The organism is Cryobacterium soli (assembly GCF_003611035.1).
Lineage (GTDB): Bacteria > Actinomycetota > Actinomycetes > Actinomycetales > Microbacteriaceae > Cryobacterium > Cryobacterium soli.
The window spans coordinates 748,514-765,598 of record NZ_CP030033.1; the positions used below are offsets into that span (position 1 = coordinate 748,514).

Sequence of the window (17,085 nt, forward strand, 5' to 3'; positions counted from 1 at the left end):
ATTCTCGTCCCCTGGACAAGCGCGCAGCAACGTGGCGCCGTGCCGCGCTCCCCCCGGGCGGCCGGGCCGGAAACCGGCCCGGCTCGCCCGGACGATCAGTCCGCGAGGATGAGGTAGAGCGCTCGGCGCGCCTCATCCAGCTTGGCCGTCGCTGCTGCGCGCTGGGCATCCGTGGCCGAGGCTCGGAACTGGTGCACGACCCCGAACAGCTTGCCGACACTCTCGTGGAACGCGGCATCGGCATCGGACTGCCCGGGCGTGGCCTCCCACGCCTTCTTCAGGTCATCGGCGTGCTCGGCGAGATAGGCACGCCCGGCCTCGGTGAGCTCGTATTCGGTCCGCCGGCCGTCACCGGTCGGCGCAATGAGTTCCTCGTCGACGAGTTGCTGAAGGGTCGGGTAGATGGAGCCTGGGCTGGGGCGCCATGCTCCCCCGGTCTTCTCCTCGATGGCACGGATGAGACCGTAGCCGTTCGATGGGCCGTCGGCCAGGAGCGAGAGGATGGCGGAGCGCACGTCGCCGCGGTTGGCCCGGCGGGATCCGCGTGGGCCGCCGGGACCGAAGCCGGGGCCGAAACCACCGAAGCCGGGCCCGCCGGGACCGAAGCCGCGGCCGAAACCCCTGCCTCGCTCCTGGGGCGAGTCGTGATGGGCCCTGTGCATGTCGGGCGTGAACTCCGAATGCCCGAACCCTGGGTTGTCTGTGTAATGGAAGCGCTTCATGCTCGCATCGTCCTTTCACGTCGTCATCGTCATTCGACGAAGACTTCTCGCGGGATTTCCACGATACTCAACGATATATCGCTGATTGTCGTGACGTCAATGGGGTGCGATTCTGCAGAAGTTTTCTGCGGTCTTTTCTCGCTTCTTCGACGAGGACGCCGATCGCCGCCACGACGGCGATCACGGCTCTGATGAGGGTGCGCACGACAGTGTCGATCGGCCGGATGCCCGGCCCGCTCCGGCCGCACGACCAATCCGGACCAGCCCTCGCTCCGGACCACCACTGCGGCCCGGATTACTCCGAGGCCGGAGCAGAACTAACGAATTGGAGTTCATTGTGAAGAACATCACCAAGCGAATCGGCATTTTCGGCGCAACCGGAGCTGCAGCAGCCCTCATCGTGGGCGGACTCGTCGCCCCCGCCCAGGCTGCGGAGATCGAGAACGTCAGCTCCACCGCACAGACCGACAGCTCGTCGTCCTCGACGAGCACCCAGCTCATCGACGACATCCTGCGCGATGCCATCACGGGCAACTCCGGAACCGGCATCCTGGCACCGGTCGTTTCCGGCGCCGACGTTTCGGGCACGGATGTCTCCGGCACGGACACGTCAGTGAACGACGGTGGAGTGGCCAACGGCGGCCTGGTCAACGGCCCCCTCGTGAGCGGCCCGGTCGTTGAGGATTCACTCAACAGCGACATCATTGATGTGGCCTCGGGCAACAACGTCGCCAACGGCATCGACGCACCGATCGCTTCGGGCAACGACACGCCCGTCGCCTCGGGTAACGACACCTCGGTCGACGCGCCGGTTGACGCGCCGGTTGACGCGCCGGTCGTCTCCGGCAACGGCACCGACCTCGGTGATGTGACCGGTGGCGACGTCTCCGGAGGCGACCTCGGCGCCGAGATCAACGACGCCGTCGACTCCACGGTCAACGACACCCTGGGCGGCATCTCCCTGGACGCACTCCTCGGCGACTAACCTCTGAGGCTCTCACCGTTCGACACCGAACACTGAGACTGGGCGGCTCCCTTCGGGGAGCCGCCCTTTCCGTGTGTGCCGCCTGACCGCGCCCTCTCGGCGGACGATAGTACTGACTACCGCTCCGCCCACCGCATGCACGCAGAGGACACACCGTGAACGAGTCACCCTTCCGCCGACTTCGCCCGATCGCGCTTGCCGCCGGCTCCGCCATGCTCCTCACTCTGGGACTCGCCGCCGGAACCGCGGTTCCGGCCCTGGCCGCCGCACCCGCGGCGGTCGCGGTGACCTGGACGAACACCAACGTCTGGACAACCGGGTTCCAGTCCGAGGTCGGCGTACGCAACGCCTCGGGAACCGCACTCAGCCCGTGGCAGCTCTCGTTCAGCTACAGCCACACCGTGAACACGCTGTGGAACGGCGTCGCGTCCCCGGTCACCGGTGGGTTCTCGGTGACGGGCCCATCCTGGGCTCCCGCGCTGGCGTCCGGCGCGGCCACCTCATTCGGCCTGACCTCCCTCAAGGTCGGCACGGCGCCCCTGGTTCCCTCAGGATGCACCGTGATCGGGCTTCCGGCGGGCGCGGCGGTCATCCCCTGCAGCGTCAACGGAGCGCTAGGCACCACCACGCCGACGCCGACCTCCACTGCCACTCCGACGGCCACACCAAAGCCCACCTCGACCCCGACGGCCACGCCGAAGCCCACCGTGACGCCCACACCGACAGCCAGCCCCACCGCCACCGCCACTCCCACCCCCGTACCCAGCGCAACGCCGGCGGCACCCGCGCCGAACGGCAGCTTGCTGGTCGCTCCGTACGTGGACCTGGGCGTGTGGCCCACCGCCGACCTGCCGACCTTCGCGGCCAAGGCCGGCGTCGGCGCGGTGACGGGAGCCTTTATCGTGGCCGACCGCGGCTCCTCGTGCAGCCCTACCTGGGCCGGGTACACCGACTATGCCGTGGGGTCCTCCGGGGACTCACTGTCGACGATCACGGCCTTCCAATCCAGCGGCGGCCGGTTCGTGGCCTCCTTCGGCGGCGCGATCAATGACGAACTCGCCCGGGTCTGCACCACCCCACGCACCCTCCTTGCCGCCTACACGAAGGTGGTCACCCGGTTCTCCCTCGACCGGATCGACTTCGACATCGAGGGCGCCGACGTGTCGGACTCCGTCACCAACAAGCGACGCGCCACGGCGGTGGCCGCTCTCCAAGCCCAGCGCGCCGCGGCCGGGCATCCGCTGCAGGTCTCGCTGACCCTGCCGGTGATGCCCACCGGACTGCTGCAGAGCGGCCTGCGCACGATCACCGAGTTCACCACGGCGGGCGTCACGCTGTCCGCTGTCAACGTGATGGGCATGGACTACGGCGACGGCACCCGGAACATGGGCGCTGCCGCCATCTCCGCCGCGACGTCGACGGCCGCCCAACTCGGCACCGTTCCGGCCTTCGCACACCTCACCACGGCCCAACGCCTCTCCCTCGTGATGGTCACCCCGATGCTCGGGCAGAACGACGTGGCCGGCGAGGTGTTCAGCCTGGCCGACGCCAAGTCGGTTGGGGCCTTCGTGCGCGCCAACGCGCTGGCCGGCCTCGGCTGGTGGGAGATGACTCGCGATCAGCCCTGCACCGGCGGCATTCCCGCCTACATGTGCTCGGGGGTGAGCAGCCCACGCTGGGCGTTCGCCACGGCCTTCGTGGCCGCCACCCGCTAGAGAGATCGGCGCGGGACCCACCCGCGCCGATCTGCCCGTCTCAGCGGCGTTGGCGCCGTTCGTCCCTGCGGTCGCCGCGCCGACGTACCCCGTGCGCCACGACGGCCGCCGTGCCCACGGTCGCGGCGGTGCGCACGACGGGTGCGCCGATGACCCGCGGCCGTCCTACCCTCCGCGCTGCGATGGGCATCTCAGGCCTCCTGCGTTTCGTCGGCCTCGATGGCGTCGGCGAGCGCCTGAACCGGGATGCGTCCACTCGCCACGAGCTGTCCGCCGGCCTGGCGCACGACCGACCCGAACGGAGCCGCCCAGAGGTTCTCCCAGACCAGGAGGGCGGCGCTGCTCCCCGGCTCGATGGCCTGCGCGGCCGCGATCACGTCTTCCTCGCTGAGCAGAGTCGCCAATTCGGTCTCGAATGCCCGCAGCTCGCCGAGTTCACCATCTTCGACGTCGGAGAGCTCCGCGATCTCCAGACCGCCGGCGGCGTCTTTCTTGAGGATCAACAGGTCCAGGATCTTGATCAGACCCCGGTCGACGAGCGAGGTGAGCTCCGGGGCGATCGAACCGTTGAAGCTGTTGCCCGGAAATTCCACCACGATCCAGTCCACGGGTCCGAGTTCGTCGACGGTGTCGGTCATCATCCACTCCACTTCGCTAGGGGGCGCAAAGTGTCAGTGTTCAACAGGAGCTGCCCGGCCGCGTCACCCGCTCCGGGTGAAGCAGACCGGGCACCCGAGCGCGGCGCCGCTGGTCAGAGAGTGGGCAGCACCTGTTCGCGCACCTTGCGACGCAGAACCTTGCCGAGCATCGAGCGTGGGGTCTCGGTGATCTGCACGATCCGGCGGGGAATCTTGTAGGCGGCCAGGTGCTCCCGGCAATGGTCCTGCAGGGCCTTCTCATCCAGGGTGGCGCCGGGCTCGAGCTCCACCGCGGCCACGACGAGTTCGCCGCCGCGTTCGAGCGGCTTACCGAACACGGCCGCATCCATCACCGACGCGTGCAACCGCAGCACGGTCTCCACCTCGGTGGGTGAGACATTGAACCCGCCCGTGATGATGAGGTCCTTGGCTCGGTCCACGATGGTGGCGAAGCCGTCGTCGTCCTGGGTCACGATGTCGCCCGAACGCAGCCACCCGTCCGGGGTCAGGGTCTTGGCGGTCTCTTCCGGGTTGTTCCAATAGCCCTGGAACACCTGCGGTCCCTTGATCAGGAGCTCCCCGGGTTGTCCATGCGGCACCTCGACGGTGGGGTCGTCGATGTCGGTGACCTTCATCAGGGTGGACGGGAACGGGATGCCGACGGTGCCGGGCTTGCGGGTGGGGTAGAACGGGTTGCCCAGCGCCACCGGGGACGCCTCGGTCATGCCGAAGCCCTCGACGAGGAGCCCGCCGGACACCGATTCCCACAGCTCGACCACGTGGTCGGGCAGGTTCATGGCGCCGGAGATGCAGAACCGGCAGGACCGCAGCGAGACGCCCCGCTCCTTCGCGGCGAGCGCGGTGCGTTCGTAGATCGGCGGCACCGCGCAGTACACCGTGGCCGGCGACTTCTTCATGGCGTCGAGCACGAGCTTGGGCTCGAACTTGGGGAACAGTACGAGCAGGGCCTGCTTGTGGATGCCGTAGGTGAGGTAGAGGGTGAGGCCGAAGGAGTGGAACATCGGCAGGATCGCGTAGAAGATCTCCTTGCGGTACTCGGCACCGTGCATCCACGCCTCTCCCTGCAGCGCGTTGCAGTGCAGGTTGTAGTGCGTGAGCATGGCGCCCTTGGGCCTGCCCGTGGTGCCGGAGGTGTACTGGATGGCCGCCAGGTCGTGCAGGCCAGGTCGCGGATGCGCCGGATCGATGGCACCGTGCGTGAGCAACTCCTTCCACGGCGTCGTGCCCGGGGCGGGGCCACTGAGCGCTTCCCGGGACTCGCGGAGGCTCTTCACCGGCAGGTACAGGGCCAGGCGCTTCAGGGTGGGGAATTCCTGCAGCAGGCTCACCGACACGACGTGGTCGATCTCGATGTCGGCGGGGAACGCACGCACGGTAGGGGCGACCTTGTCCCAGGCGATCACGATGCGGGCCTGGTGGTCCTCGAACTGGTGCCGCAGCTCCGGCGAGGTGTACAGCGGGTTGTGCTCCACGACCACGCCGCCCAGGCGCAGCACCGCGTAGAACGCCACGACGTGCTGCGGGCAGTTGGGCAGGATCAGTGCCACCCGGTCGCCGGCCCGCACGCCCAGAAGGCGCAGGCCCTCTGCGGCCCGGTCGACCTGGTCGCCGAGTTCGGTGTAGCTGGTGCGGCGCCCGAAGAACTCCAGCGCGGGCAGGTCGCCGGCCTCGGCCACCGCGTGCTCGAGCATTTCGACGAGTGACGTGGTGGGCAGATCGATCTCGGCGGGCACGCCCGGTTGGTAGTGCTTCACCCAGGGCTGCTGCTCAGTATTGGCCATGGGGACATCCTCCCGCGATCTGTGGCTCGCCGGGGCACGACACGGCGCGCCCGGCGGTGCGGGTCAGTCGGTGTCCGCCGGGGAGACGGCCGAGTTCCGGGTCTCCCGGGCGAGGAAGGTGCCTAGTTCGCTGATGGTGCTCATCAGCGGGGCGGGGAAGACCACGATGGTGTTCTTGTCGACGCCGATCTCCACCAGGGTCTGCAGGTTGCGCAGTTGCAGGGCGATCGGATGCTTCATCATCGTGTCGGCCGCGTCGCCGAGCTTGGCCGCGGCGAGCTGTTCTCCCTCGGCGTTGATGATCTTGGCCCGCTTCTCCCGCTCGGCCTCGGCCTGCTTGGCCATCGACCGTTTCATGGACTCCGGCAGGAGGATGTCCTTGAGCTCGACGAGCGTGACCTCCACGCCCCAGCCCAGCGTCTGCGCATCCAGGATCTCGCGCACATTCACGTTCAACACCTCGGTGTTGGCGAGCGTCTCGTCCAGGGCGTGCTGGCCGACGACCTTGCGCAGGGTGGTCTGGGCGATCTGCTCGATGGCGGCCTGCACATTCTCGATCTCCACGACTGACTTCACCGAGTCGATGACCCGGTAGTACGCCACCGCAGAGACCCCGACGCTCACGTTGTCGCGCGTGATGATGCCCTGCGACTCGATGGGCAGCGTCACGATACGCAAGGACACCCGGGTCATGACATCCACGAAGGGGATGATGAGGTGTACCCCGGGCTTGAGCACCCCGACGAGCCGGCCGAACCGCAGCAGCACCCCCTGTTCGTACTGGGTGACCACCCGGATCGAGAACGACAGGAGCACGATCAGGAGGACCAGGGCGAGCACCAGCAGCACCCAGAACCACACCATGAGGAGGCCCTTCTCTCGATCGGCAACGCCTCTCTCGCGTCATTCTGCGCCCGTGTCGCGACCTCCGCCAGTGCGTAGCCGGTTCCAGCGGGCCGCCTACGTGCCTACGGTGCGGTCGCCACCGCGGCAGCGCAGCCGGGCGTGACAACCCGCGTCGTCGACGCCGGGGCCGACAGCAGCTTGTGCGCGGCCCGGCTCGGTCGCCGCGTCAGCACGCCGCCGCAGTTGGGGCAGGCTCCGTCGGCGAAGGTTCGCACGCAGTCGGTGCACCAGGTGCACTCGAACGAGCAGATGAGCGCGTCATCGCCCGACGGCGAGAGGTCCCGGTCGCAGCACTCGCAGTTCGGTCGCATTTCGAGCATCCGCGCTCCCCTTGTCTGTCATCTGTCGGTGTCATTCTTCCAGACCGGCATTCCCCGGCCGCACGGTACCGAGGCTTCAGAAGTCGGTGAGGTTCGCCCGCAGACCGCCGCCGCCGAACGAGTCCCGCAGGATACCGCGGTGCCGCAGTTCGGGCACGAGCTGGTCGAGCATCCGGTGCACGGTGACGGGATGCAGATCCCCATTGATGATGAACCCGTCGTTATCGGCGGACTCCCCCAGCTCCTCGATGAAGTCCGCGAATTGCACGGCCGTACCGACGAAGCCGGTCTTGTCGGCGATCCGGCCCTTCCGCGCCTTGCGGGCGGCGATCTGGCGCAGCGTGTCGGTCTCGAGGTCACCGTCGGCGCCGACGAGATTGTTGATGGTCCCCTGCGACACATGCTGGCCGAAGACACCCGGCCCGATCGGCCGCTCGAGATCGAGCACCGTCAGGTCGGTCTCCAGGTCGCTGGACTGTGCGGCCAGCACCTGCCGCAGCACCTCCTCGGTGGGGTGCCGCCCGGCGTCCACCACCCGGTCCACCTCCTCCTGGCTGGCCACGATCTCCGGGGTGAGCACGAAGAGCACGTTGATGTCGGCGGGTGTGCGGCCGTGCGCGCGCGCCGCGGCGTGGATCTTCGCCCGGTAGGCGGTGACGCTGGGAACGGTCAGCGGTGCGAGCGCCAGCTGCACATCCGAGTTGGCACCGGCAAAACCCAAGCCGCGGCCCGACCCGCCCGGCGACACCACGACGGGGTCGCCGTCGTCGAACGGGAGGGCGTTGAGGGGCCCGTCGAACCGGAAATATTCGCCCGTGTGGCTGAACGCATCGAGCCGGGCGGCATCCGCGAACTGGCCGGTGGCTACATTGTGCACGTGGGCGCCGTCGCCCCAGCTGTGCCAGAGCCGGCGGATGCCGCCGAGCCATTCCTCGGCGCGGTCGTAGGCGGCGTCGTGGCCGAGTTCGGGCAGGCCGAAATGCCGGGCGCTCTTCACATCGGTGACCACGTTCACGCCGAACCTGTTGCTGCTGAGATGCTGCAGCGTGGCGAACTGCCGCGCCGCCAGGTAGGGCGGGTAGGCGCCGGCGTTCACGGTGGGAGCGACGCCGAGGTGGCTCGTGACATCGAAGAGGTAGGGCGCCAGCATCAGCGGGTCGTGCTTGGGACCTCCGTAGGCCGAATTCACCCGCAGGTCGAGGGTCTCCGGGGAGCCGAGCGACAGGGCGTCCTCGATGATGAGCAGGTCGAACCCGGCCTGCTCGAGCTCGCGGACGGACTGCTGGTAGATGTCCGGTTTCTGCCACTGGTAGTTCCACCGGTAGTCGGGCCGCCCCCAGCCCTGGGGCCCGAAGCCGCGCCCGAAGAACCAGCCGAAGTGTTGAAGGTGTGCCATGGTGTCCAGTCTCCGACGCCACGACGGGCGCAGCCGGTTTGTGTCGTCGTGTGAACCTGACCGATTGTCCGGTGAGACGCCGAACCGTAGCGTGGCACCGTCGAGAGGGAAGACGAGCCATGACCACCACAGCCACGCCGTACGGGCAGGACAACTTCGGCTTCGCCACCGAGCAGGTGCACGCCGGGGAGAGCATCGACGGGGACGCCGGGGCTCGGATCACGCCGATCTACCTCACCGCGGGCTTCGTCTTCGACTCGTTCGACCACGCCCAGGCGCGATTCAACGGTGACGACGGCGGTCTCGTGTACACCCGGTACGGCAACCCCACCACCGCCGCGGTCGAGGGCAGGCTCACGGCTCTCGAGCACGGTGTGGACTCGCTCCTGGTCAGCAGCGGTCAGGCGGCGATCACGGTCGCGCTGCTGGGCATCCTCAAGTCCGGCGACCACTTCCTCTCCGCACCGAGCCTGTACGAGGGCTCCAAGACGCTGTTCCGGGAGAACTTCGCCCGGTTCGGCATCGAGGTCGAGTTCGTCGACGACCCGCACGACATCGATGACTGGCGGCGCCGGGTACGCCCCAACACCCGCGCGGTCTACGGCGAGACCATCCCGAACCCGAAGAACGACTTGATCGACATCGGCCTCATCGCCGACTTCGCCCGGGACCAGGGTCTGCCGTTCGTCATCGACAGCACGGCCTCCACGCCCTACCTGATCCGCCCGCTCGACCACGGCGTCTCCATCGTGGTGCACTCGGCCAGCAAGTTCCTCAGCGGGCACGGGGCGTCACTGGCCGGGGTCGTCATCGACGGCGGCACCTTCGACTGGAGCCGGTATCCCGACAAGTTCCCCCAGTTCTCCACCCCGATCGGTGGTGCCGGCTCGCCCACCCTCACCGAGAAATTCGGACGCACCGCCTATCTGCAGTACACCCGCACCATCATCGCCGGACGGCTCGGGCCGGTGCTGTCGCCGCTCAACGCATTCCTGCTGCAGCAGGGGCTGGAGACCCTCTCCTTGCGGGTGGCCCAGCACTCCCGCAACGCGCTCACCGTGGCGCGCTGGCTCGAGGCCCAACCCGAGGTCGCCTCGGTGGACTACCCCGGTCTGCCGTCCAACCCCTCCCACGCCATCGCGCAGAAGTACTACCCGCGGGGAACCGGGTCGGTGTTCGGCTTCACCCTCCGCGGCGGAATCGGGCACGCGCGCATCCTGATCGATGCCCTTGAACTGTTCAGCCGGATGTCGCACCTCGGCGACGTACGGTCCCTGGTGCTGCACCCCGGCACAACCTCGCATGCGCACCTGACCGAAGCGGAGCGTGTGCGCCTGGGCATCTTCCCCGGCCTGGTGCGGTTGTCGGTGGGGATCGAAGACGAAGCCGACCTCATTGCCGACCTCGAGCACGCGTTCGACGTGCTGCGGTCGGGCCTCGGGTCGGTGGTGGTGCCGGCCACACGCGAGGCCGCCGCCGAAAGAGGTGTGGCGGTCGGCCTGCCCCTCTCGGCCTAGAGTGGGCCCGACCCAGGTCAGATCCGAAGATTTATCGGAGCCGATCGGCCCAAAACCGGGCAATTTCGCCGCGCACGAACGGGGGGCTTACCCCGACCGACTACCGTAGTAGTATGACGCCTCCTGATTCAACTGCACCGACCGAGGCAGACACTGCCCGCGCGACGATCACCTTCTCCGAGCTTGGGCTCAGCGACTCCGTTCTCAAGGCGCTGAAGGACGTCGGCTACGAAACCCCGTCGGCCATCCAGGCCGCCACCATTCCCCCGCTGCTCGACGGCCGCGACGTCGTGGGCCTGGCCCAGACCGGCACCGGCAAGACGGCCGCGTTCGCGCTGCCCATCCTCTCCCGCCTCGACCTGTCCCAGAAGAGCCCGCAGGCCCTGGTGCTCGCGCCCACCCGCGAGCTCGCCCTGCAGGTCTGCGAGGCGTTCGAGAAGTACGCCGCCCACATGAAGGGTGTGCACGTGCTGCCCGTCTACGGCGGACAGGGGTACGGCATCCAGCTCTCTGCGCTGCGCCGTGGCGTGCACGTTGTCGTCGGCACCCCCGGCCGCATCATGGACCACCTCGAAAAGGGCACCCTCGACCTCACCCAGCTCAAGTACCTGGTGCTCGACGAGGCCGACGAGATGCTCAAGATGGGCTTCGCCGAAGACGTCGAGACGATCCTCGCCGACACCCCGGACGACAAGCAGGTGGCCCTGTTCTCGGCCACCATGCCGGCCGCGATCCGGCGTATCTCCAAGCAGTACCTCAACGACCCCGAAGAGATCACGGTCAAGAACAAGACCACGACCTCGGCGAACACCACCCAGCGCTACCTGCTGGTCTCCTACCCGCAGAAGGTCGACGCTCTCACCCGCATCCTCGAGGTCGAGAACTTCGAGGGCATGATCGTCTTCACGCGCACCAAGAACGAGACCGAGACCCTCGCCGAGAAGCTGCGCGCGCGCGGCTACTCCGCGACGGCGATCAACGGCGACGTGCCCCAGGTGCAGCGTGAGCGCACCGTGGAGCAGCTCAAGAACGGCAAGCTCGACATCCTCGTCGCCACGGATGTCGCCGCCCGCGGTCTGGATGTGGAACGCATCAGCCACGTCATCAACTACGACATCCCGATCGACACCGAGTCGTACGTGCACCGCATCGGCCGCACCGGCCGGGCCGGCCGCAGCGGCGCCGCGATCAGCTTCGTCACCCCGCGCGAGCGCCACCTGCTCAACGCCATCGAGCGGGCCACCCGCCAGCCGCTCACCCAGATGCAGCTGCCGAGCGTGGAGGACGTCAACTCCACCCGCCTCACGCGCTTCGACGACGCCATCACGGCGGCGCTGGACCAGACCGCCCGCATCGCAGCGTTCCGCGACATCGTGGGCCACTACGTGGAGCACCACGACGTGCCGGAGGCCGACGTGGCCGCCGCCCTCGCCGTGGTCGCCCAGGGTGAGACCCCGCTGCTGCTCAACGCCGACGACGTGCGGGCCGCGGCCCGGTTCGACCGGGAGCGCACCGAGCACCGCGACCGCGACCGGGGCGACCGCCCCGTGCGTGAGCGCCGCGACGACCGTGGCAGTCGGGACGACCGCGGCAGCCGCGACGATCGTCCGCTGCGCAGCGAGCGTCCTGAGCGCCGCTCGCGCGACAGCAACCGGGCCATGGCCTCGTTCCGCATCGAGGTGGGCAAGCGCCACAAGGTCGAACCGCGCCAGATCGTCGGCGCGCTGGCCAACGAGGGTGGCCTCAGCCGCGAGGACTTCGGCGCGATCCAGATCCTGCCCGAGTACTCCCTGGTGGACCTGCCCGCGGACCTGTCCGGCGACGTGCTGGGGCGCCTCTCGGCGACCCGCATCAGCGGCAAGCTCATCGAGATCCACGCCGACAACGGTGCCTCGGCCGGCCGCAACGACCGTCCGCAGCAGGGCGACCGCTCCGAGCGTCCGCCGCGCCGCTACTAACCAGAACCGCTTGACCCTGCGCGGGTCAGGCGCCGTTTCGCGGGCTGCGTGCCACCCGCTTAGCGGCGCCTGACCCGCGCTGCGTGTTTTCGGCGCCCCGTGCCCCGAGCCGGATTTGCCATCCGGGTCCGCGTGGGGCGACATCTCAGCAAAAGTCCTCTACTGTGGATCAAGCAAGGGGAGTACTCCCACGCGGCGCACCCGTCAGTACGGACTTAACGAAGAGTCCCGGGACGCCGGCTCGACAACCTCATAGGGTCTCGGGTGGAAGAGACCTTGAACTCCGCCCGTTCCCCCTGCCCTGGAGCTCTCCTTGAACATCACTCCCACCATCTGGATCATCACCATCGCCGTGACGATCGCCTTCTTCGCCTACGAGTTCTTCGCCCACGTGCGCAAGCCTCATGAGCCCACTGTCGGCGAATCCGCGCGCTGGTCGGCCTTCTACATCGGCCTCGCGCTCCTCTTCGGTGTCGGTATCGGCATCGTCTCCGGCTGGCGCTACGGTGGCGAGTACTTCGCCGGCTACCTCACCGAGAAGGCCCTGTCGATCGACAACCTCTTCGTCTTCCTCATCGTGATGGCGGCGTTCTCGGTCCCCAAGGCCTATCAGCAGAAGGTGCTGATGTTCGGCATCATCATCGCCCTGATCATGCGTGGTGGCTTCATCGCGGTGGGTGCGGCCCTGATCGAGAACTTCTCCTGGGTCTTCTACCTCTTCGGCGCCCTGCTGTTCGTGCTGGCCTACATGCAGGTGCGCGGCCACGAGGGCAACCCGGCCGACAACCTCTTCGTGCGCCTGGCCCGCCGGGTGCTGCCGGTCAGCGAGGAATACGACCGCGACAAGCTCACCACCAAGATCAACGGCAAGCGCTTCGTCACCCCGATGCTGCTCACCATCATCGCGATCGGCTTCATCGACCTGGTCTTCGCCATCGACTCGATCCCGGCGATTTACGGACTCACCTCCGAGGCCTACATCGTCTTCACCGCCAACGCGTTCGCCCTGATGGGCCTGCGCCAGCTGTTCTTCCTGATCGGCGGGCTGCTCGAACGCCTGGTCTATCTCTCCCAGGGACTGGCCGTCATCCTCGGCTTCATCGGCCTGAAGCTGGTCTTCCACGCCCTGCACGTCAACGAGGTGCCGTTCATCAACGGTGGCGAGCCCATCCTGTGGGTACCCGAGATCCCGATCTGGTTCTCCCTGGTCTTCATCGCCGCCACCGTTGCCGTGGCCACCATCGCGAGCCTCGCGAAGACCCGCGGGGACGCCGCAAAGGCCGACCGCGGCCAGGTCGAGGGCGAGCCGATCACCAAGGCGAAGGACTCGCACTAACCGCTGGCGCGACTGAAGGCCGTGACCCCCGATCGTTGACCAGCGTCAACGGTCGGGGCGCACCACCCGGTCGGGGTCCCAGGGCACCGACCAGCCGAGCTCGTCGAACATGCGCGAGAGCACGATGGCGGTGAAGCCCCACACCAGCCGGCCGTCCACGGTGAACGCCGGTGCCCGGTAGCTGATCCCGCCCACGGCGTGCTCGGTATTGGCCCGGCTAGCCGGGTCGAGCAGGTCGGCCACGGGCATCCGGAACACGTCGACGGTTTCGGCGTGGTCCACTGCGGCGACCTGCGACGGCCGGGCCCACCAGGCCGGCACCGGGCTGACCAGGTGGTTGCTCACTGGCACCGGCAGGGGCGGCAGGGTGCCCAGCGGTTCGATGCCCTCCGGGTCCAGCCCGGTCTCTTCGACCGCCTCGCGGAGCGCGGCCGCTACCGGTCCGGTGTCGGATGCTTCGACCCGGCCGCCCGGGAACGCGATCTGGCCGGGGTGACTGCCGAGTGTGGATGCTCGCCGGAGCAGCAGGACGTCGAGGTCGCGCGGCACCCCACCGTGCGCGGTGCCGACGTCCGGGATGCCGACCGCCGACGTCTGCGCCGGCACGGCGTCGAGCACTCCGAAGAGCACCAGCACCGCGGCCCGCCGGGCATTCCGGGCGGACGGGAGCACCCGGGTGCCGCCGGTGTGCCAGTCCAGGCCGCGCTCGCACAGTGCCGCCAGTTCGGCGCGTGGATCTCTGGGCCGAAGCATGACTCCAGCCTACGCACCGTGCGCCCCCGCCCCGATCAACCGGCGGCGCCGTGGGCCAGGTTCTCCACTGCGTGGTGCAGGTGCAGGGCCTTCTCGTCGGCGTGACCCATCGGCATGAGGTCGAAGACCACCCGCTGCACGGTCCCGGTAAACGCGTTCGGCGCCTGATCTTCATAGTCCCGGTCCACGACGAGTCCATTGTCGCGGCCGATGTCCAGGCCCGAGTAGCTGGTGAACGCGATCGGCACGGTGTGCGGCAGGTCGCCGTCCCCGACGGGTTCGTCGTTCACGAACAGCGTCACGTGGCCGCCGGTACCGGGTCTGTTCTCGGTGGCCTCGAACAGCATCCGCACCCGCACGTCGCCGGCCGGCAACGGCGCATCCGCTTTCTGGCGATAGGTTTCAACGCCCAGGAACGAGTAGGTGTGCGTAAGGACCCCTTCAGCATCAACCCACAGGGCGAACCCGCCGATGAAGTCGGCATGCGCCACGACCACTCCCTGCGCTCCCCCGGCCGGTACGGTCAGATGCGCCTCAATGGCGTACGACCGCCCGTAGATGCGCGGGATCATGCCGCGTTGGATGTTCTGCACGTCGCCGGCGAAGGTGAATTTGGTCACGGTGGACATGGGCGGCAGGATGCCGTAGATCGCCGACATCCCTCCCATCAAGGGCAACACGTGATTCTCCTTGGCTGCCGCCCACCACAGCTCCTGTAGCTCACGCACCTTGTCTGGGTGCTCGGCGGCGAGGTCCCGGTTCTGGGCGAAGTCGTCGGGCAGGTAGTACAGTTCCCAGCCCACGTCACGGTCCGGGTCCCAGTCGGCGTCCGGGCCGAACTGGGCAAGCGTCGCCGGCGACATGTCCCAGGGGATGCGGTCGGGCCGGGAGGCTGCCCACCAGCCGTCCTGGTACATCGCCCGACTTCCGAACATCTCGAAGTACTGCGCCCGGTGCCGTTCGGGAGCGATGGAGTCGTCGAAACTGAACAGGAAGCTGGTGCCGTCCATGGGCTCCTGGGCGATGCCGTCCACGGTTTTCGCCTCCGGGATGCCCGCCGCTTCGAGAACCGTGGGCGCGATGTCGATCACATGGGTGAACTGGGTGCGCAGCGCGTCTCCGGGCCGCAGGCGGGTGGGCCAGGACACCACCATCGGGTCACGGGTTCCGCCCAGGTGGCTGGCGTCCTGCTTGCCCCACTGGAACGGGGTGTTGCTGGCGTGCGCCCACGCGGCGGCAATGTGCGGGGCGGTGTGGATGCCGCCCAGCGCGTCGATGCCGCCGTACTGTTCGATGAGGTCGGTCTGTTGGTCCGCGTCGAGCACCAGCCCGTTCAGGAAGGTCAGCTCGTTGAACGACCCCGTGGTGGTGCCCTCCAGGCTGGCGCCGTTGTCGCCCCAGATGTAGAAGATCAGGGTGTTCTCCAGGTCGCCCATCTCCTCCAGGGAGTCCAGCAGCCGGCCGACATTCCAGTCCGCGTTCTCCTGGTAGCCGCAGTACACCTCCATCTGGCGGGCGTAGAGCCGGCGTTGCGCCTCGGTCAACGAATCCCAGGCCGGGAAGAGGTCGGGGCGAGGGGTGAGTTCGGTCTCCGGGGGCACGATGCCGAGTTCCTTCTGCCGTGCCAGGGTCTTCTCCCGCAACACGTCCCAGCCGTCGTCGAATTGGCCGGCGTACTTGTCGGCCCATTCCTTGGCCACGTGGTGCGGGGCGTGCGCACAGCCCGTCGAGTAGTACATCATCCAGGGCTTCACCGGGTCCTGCGCCCGCACGGCGTGCAACCACTCGGTGGCTTTGTCAGTGAGGTCGTCCGGGAAGTAGTACTGCCGGCCGTCCTGGGCGGTCGGCACCCCGATGACGCTGTCGTCGAGGGTGATGATGGGGTCGTACTGGCCGGCGGCGCCGGACAGGAACCCCCACCAGTGGTCGAAGCCCCACCCCTTGGGCCAGTGGTCGAACGGGCCGGCCGCGCCCTGCACGTTGTCGGGAGTGAGGTGCCACTTGCCGAACCCGCCGGTGACATACCCGTTCTCCGAGAGGATACGGGGCAGCGCCGCGCAGCTACGCGGCTTGGCGGCCGTGTAGCCGGGGAACGGTCCGGGATACTCGGCAATGGACCCGAACCCCACTCGGTGTTGGTTACGGCCCGTGAGCAACGCAGCTCGGGTGGGCGAGCAGACAGCGGTGACGTGGAAGCGGTTGTAGGTGGTGCCGCGTTCCTGCACCCGGGTGAAGTTGGGGGTGCGCACCGGACCGCCGAAGGTGTCCGGGGCGCCGTAGCCTGCGTCGTCGATGAGCACGATGAGCACGTTCGGGGCGCCGGCGGGCGCCCGCGGTCCGGGAATCATCGACCAGTCGGCCACCGAATCGGCGAGGGTGCGGCCGGCCGTACCGCCGAACGAGCGGTCCGGCATCGGCAGCACCGTGCGGTCAGGAACGAACTTCCCCATCGCCTGATCCAATTCAGCCTCCAGCTCGGCCAGATCCGTGGGACCGGACTCGACCAGGGAGAACAAGAACGCACCGGCCAGGTGCAGCTCCACGGCCAGCCGGTGCTCGGCGGGAAACACCCCGATCACGGCCGCCGACCCCGCACCAAGCGCCGAACCGATCTCATCGTGAACCACCCGGCGCAACCGGTGCCCGGTGAAGGTATCCACCAGGGCGCCGCCGGCGGCGCCGACCACCACGGTTCCCAGCATCACCGGGGCGAACAGACCGACCACGACGCCCACCCCGGTGCCCCAGCCGAGCCCGGTGTGGCCATGGTCGTCGCCGGTGTGCTCCAGGCGCACCTCGCCCTGCGCGTTCTTGGTCACCAGGATCATGCCCCGGGTGGCGAGCTGCCGTGCCCGCACGAGCGCCGCCGTGGCGAGGAAGTCCCGCCGGGCCGTGTCGATGTCCTGGTAACCCGCCACTACGAGCACCATCTCGTTGTCGCTCATCCGTTGCACCCTTCGATCGCTCGTCGGAACCTGGTTGTGCAGGCACAATAGCCCGAGAAACGCCAGGCCGATGTTGACAGCGACACAAGCGG

The 17,085-nt window shown here is 68.3% G+C and carries 14 protein-coding genes; 5 read left to right on the forward strand and 9 right to left on the reverse strand.

Going from position 1 to position 17,085, the window contains the following annotated elements; all coding sequences use genetic code 11:
* Window positions 1-95 precede the first annotated feature (95 nt).
* Window positions 96-722, reverse strand: coding sequence for a PadR family transcriptional regulator (locus DOE79_RS03480; RefSeq protein WP_120337296.1), 627 nt, complete (start codon window positions 720-722; stop codon window positions 96-98).
* A gap of 337 nt (window positions 723-1,059) precedes the next feature.
* Between DOE79_RS03480 and DOE79_RS03485 the strand changes: the two genes are divergently transcribed.
* Window positions 1,060-1,707 (forward strand): hypothetical protein, encoded by a 648-nt coding sequence (locus DOE79_RS03485; RefSeq protein ID WP_162942588.1) that lies wholly within the window; start codon window positions 1,060-1,062, stop codon window positions 1,705-1,707.
* A 155-nt stretch (window positions 1,708-1,862) separates the two neighbouring features.
* Window positions 1,863-3,422, forward strand: a complete 1,560-nt coding sequence (locus tag DOE79_RS03490) for a cellulose binding domain-containing protein (protein WP_120337298.1) — start codon at window positions 1,863-1,865, stop codon at window positions 3,420-3,422.
* Between the two features lie 40 nt (window positions 3,423-3,462).
* On the opposite strand, the gene DOE79_RS20415 is transcribed toward DOE79_RS03490, so the two are convergent.
* The 6 genes from DOE79_RS20415 to DOE79_RS03515 form a co-directional block, all read right to left on the reverse strand.
* Window positions 3,463-3,612 carry a hypothetical protein gene (locus DOE79_RS20415; RefSeq protein ID WP_162942589.1) on the reverse strand — a complete coding sequence of 50 codons (150 nt, stop codon included), beginning with the start codon at window positions 3,610-3,612 and terminating at the stop codon, window positions 3,463-3,465.
* A gap of 1 nt (window position 3,613) precedes the next feature.
* The gene (locus DOE79_RS03495; protein ID WP_120337299.1) at window positions 3,614-4,060 is read right to left on the reverse strand and encodes a DUF6325 family protein; all 447 of its coding nucleotides are present in this window, start codon (window positions 4,058-4,060) and stop codon (window positions 3,614-3,616) included.
* A 113-nt stretch (window positions 4,061-4,173) separates the two neighbouring features.
* Entirely contained in the window at window positions 4,174-5,862 is a 1,689-nt protein-coding gene (locus tag DOE79_RS03500; protein WP_120337300.1) for a long-chain-fatty-acid--CoA ligase, read from the reverse strand.
* A gap of 63 nt (window positions 5,863-5,925) precedes the next feature.
* The gene (locus tag DOE79_RS03505; protein ID WP_120337301.1) at window positions 5,926-6,726 is read right to left on the reverse strand and encodes a slipin family protein; all 801 of its coding nucleotides are present in this window, start codon (window positions 6,724-6,726) and stop codon (window positions 5,926-5,928) included.
* Window positions 6,727-6,830: 104 nt separating this feature from the next.
* On the reverse strand, window positions 6,831-7,088 hold the full coding sequence (locus DOE79_RS03510) for a DUF1272 domain-containing protein (protein ID WP_120337302.1): 258 nt from the start codon (window positions 7,086-7,088) through the stop codon (window positions 6,831-6,833).
* 76 nt (window positions 7,089-7,164) lie between these two features.
* Window positions 7,165-8,484: an LLM class flavin-dependent oxidoreductase gene (locus tag DOE79_RS03515; RefSeq protein ID WP_120337303.1), complete on the reverse strand. Its 1,320-nt coding sequence runs from the start codon at window positions 8,482-8,484 to the stop codon at window positions 7,165-7,167.
* Between the two features lie 119 nt (window positions 8,485-8,603).
* On the opposite strand from DOE79_RS03515, the gene DOE79_RS03520 reads away from it, so the two are divergent.
* The 3 genes from DOE79_RS03520 (at window position 8,604) to DOE79_RS03530 (ending at window position 13,295) form a co-directional block, all read left to right on the forward strand.
* Window positions 8,604-10,001, forward strand: coding sequence for an O-acetylhomoserine aminocarboxypropyltransferase/cysteine synthase family protein (locus DOE79_RS03520; protein ID WP_120337304.1), 1,398 nt, complete (start codon window positions 8,604-8,606; stop codon window positions 9,999-10,001).
* A gap of 113 nt (window positions 10,002-10,114) precedes the next feature.
* A complete protein-coding gene (locus DOE79_RS03525) occupies window positions 10,115-11,959 on the forward strand; it encodes a DEAD/DEAH box helicase (RefSeq protein WP_120337305.1) in 1,845 nt (614 codons plus the stop codon).
* Between the two features lie 313 nt (window positions 11,960-12,272).
* Window positions 12,273-13,295 (forward strand): TerC/Alx family metal homeostasis membrane protein, encoded by a 1,023-nt coding sequence (locus tag DOE79_RS03530; protein WP_120337306.1) that lies wholly within the window; start codon window positions 12,273-12,275, stop codon window positions 13,293-13,295.
* 45 nt (window positions 13,296-13,340) lie between these two features.
* Here the strand turns inward: DOE79_RS03530 and DOE79_RS03535 are convergent, their stop codons facing one another.
* Together DOE79_RS03535 and DOE79_RS03540 are read right to left on the reverse strand one after the other, a co-directional pair.
* Window positions 13,341-14,048: an NUDIX hydrolase gene (locus DOE79_RS03535; RefSeq protein WP_120337307.1), complete on the reverse strand. Its 708-nt coding sequence runs from the start codon at window positions 14,046-14,048 to the stop codon at window positions 13,341-13,343.
* Window positions 14,049-14,083: 35 nt separating this feature from the next.
* A complete protein-coding gene (locus tag DOE79_RS03540; RefSeq protein WP_120337308.1) occupies window positions 14,084-16,993 on the reverse strand; it encodes an arylsulfatase in 2,910 nt (969 codons plus the stop codon).
* Between the last annotated feature and the right edge of the window lie 92 nt (window positions 16,994-17,085).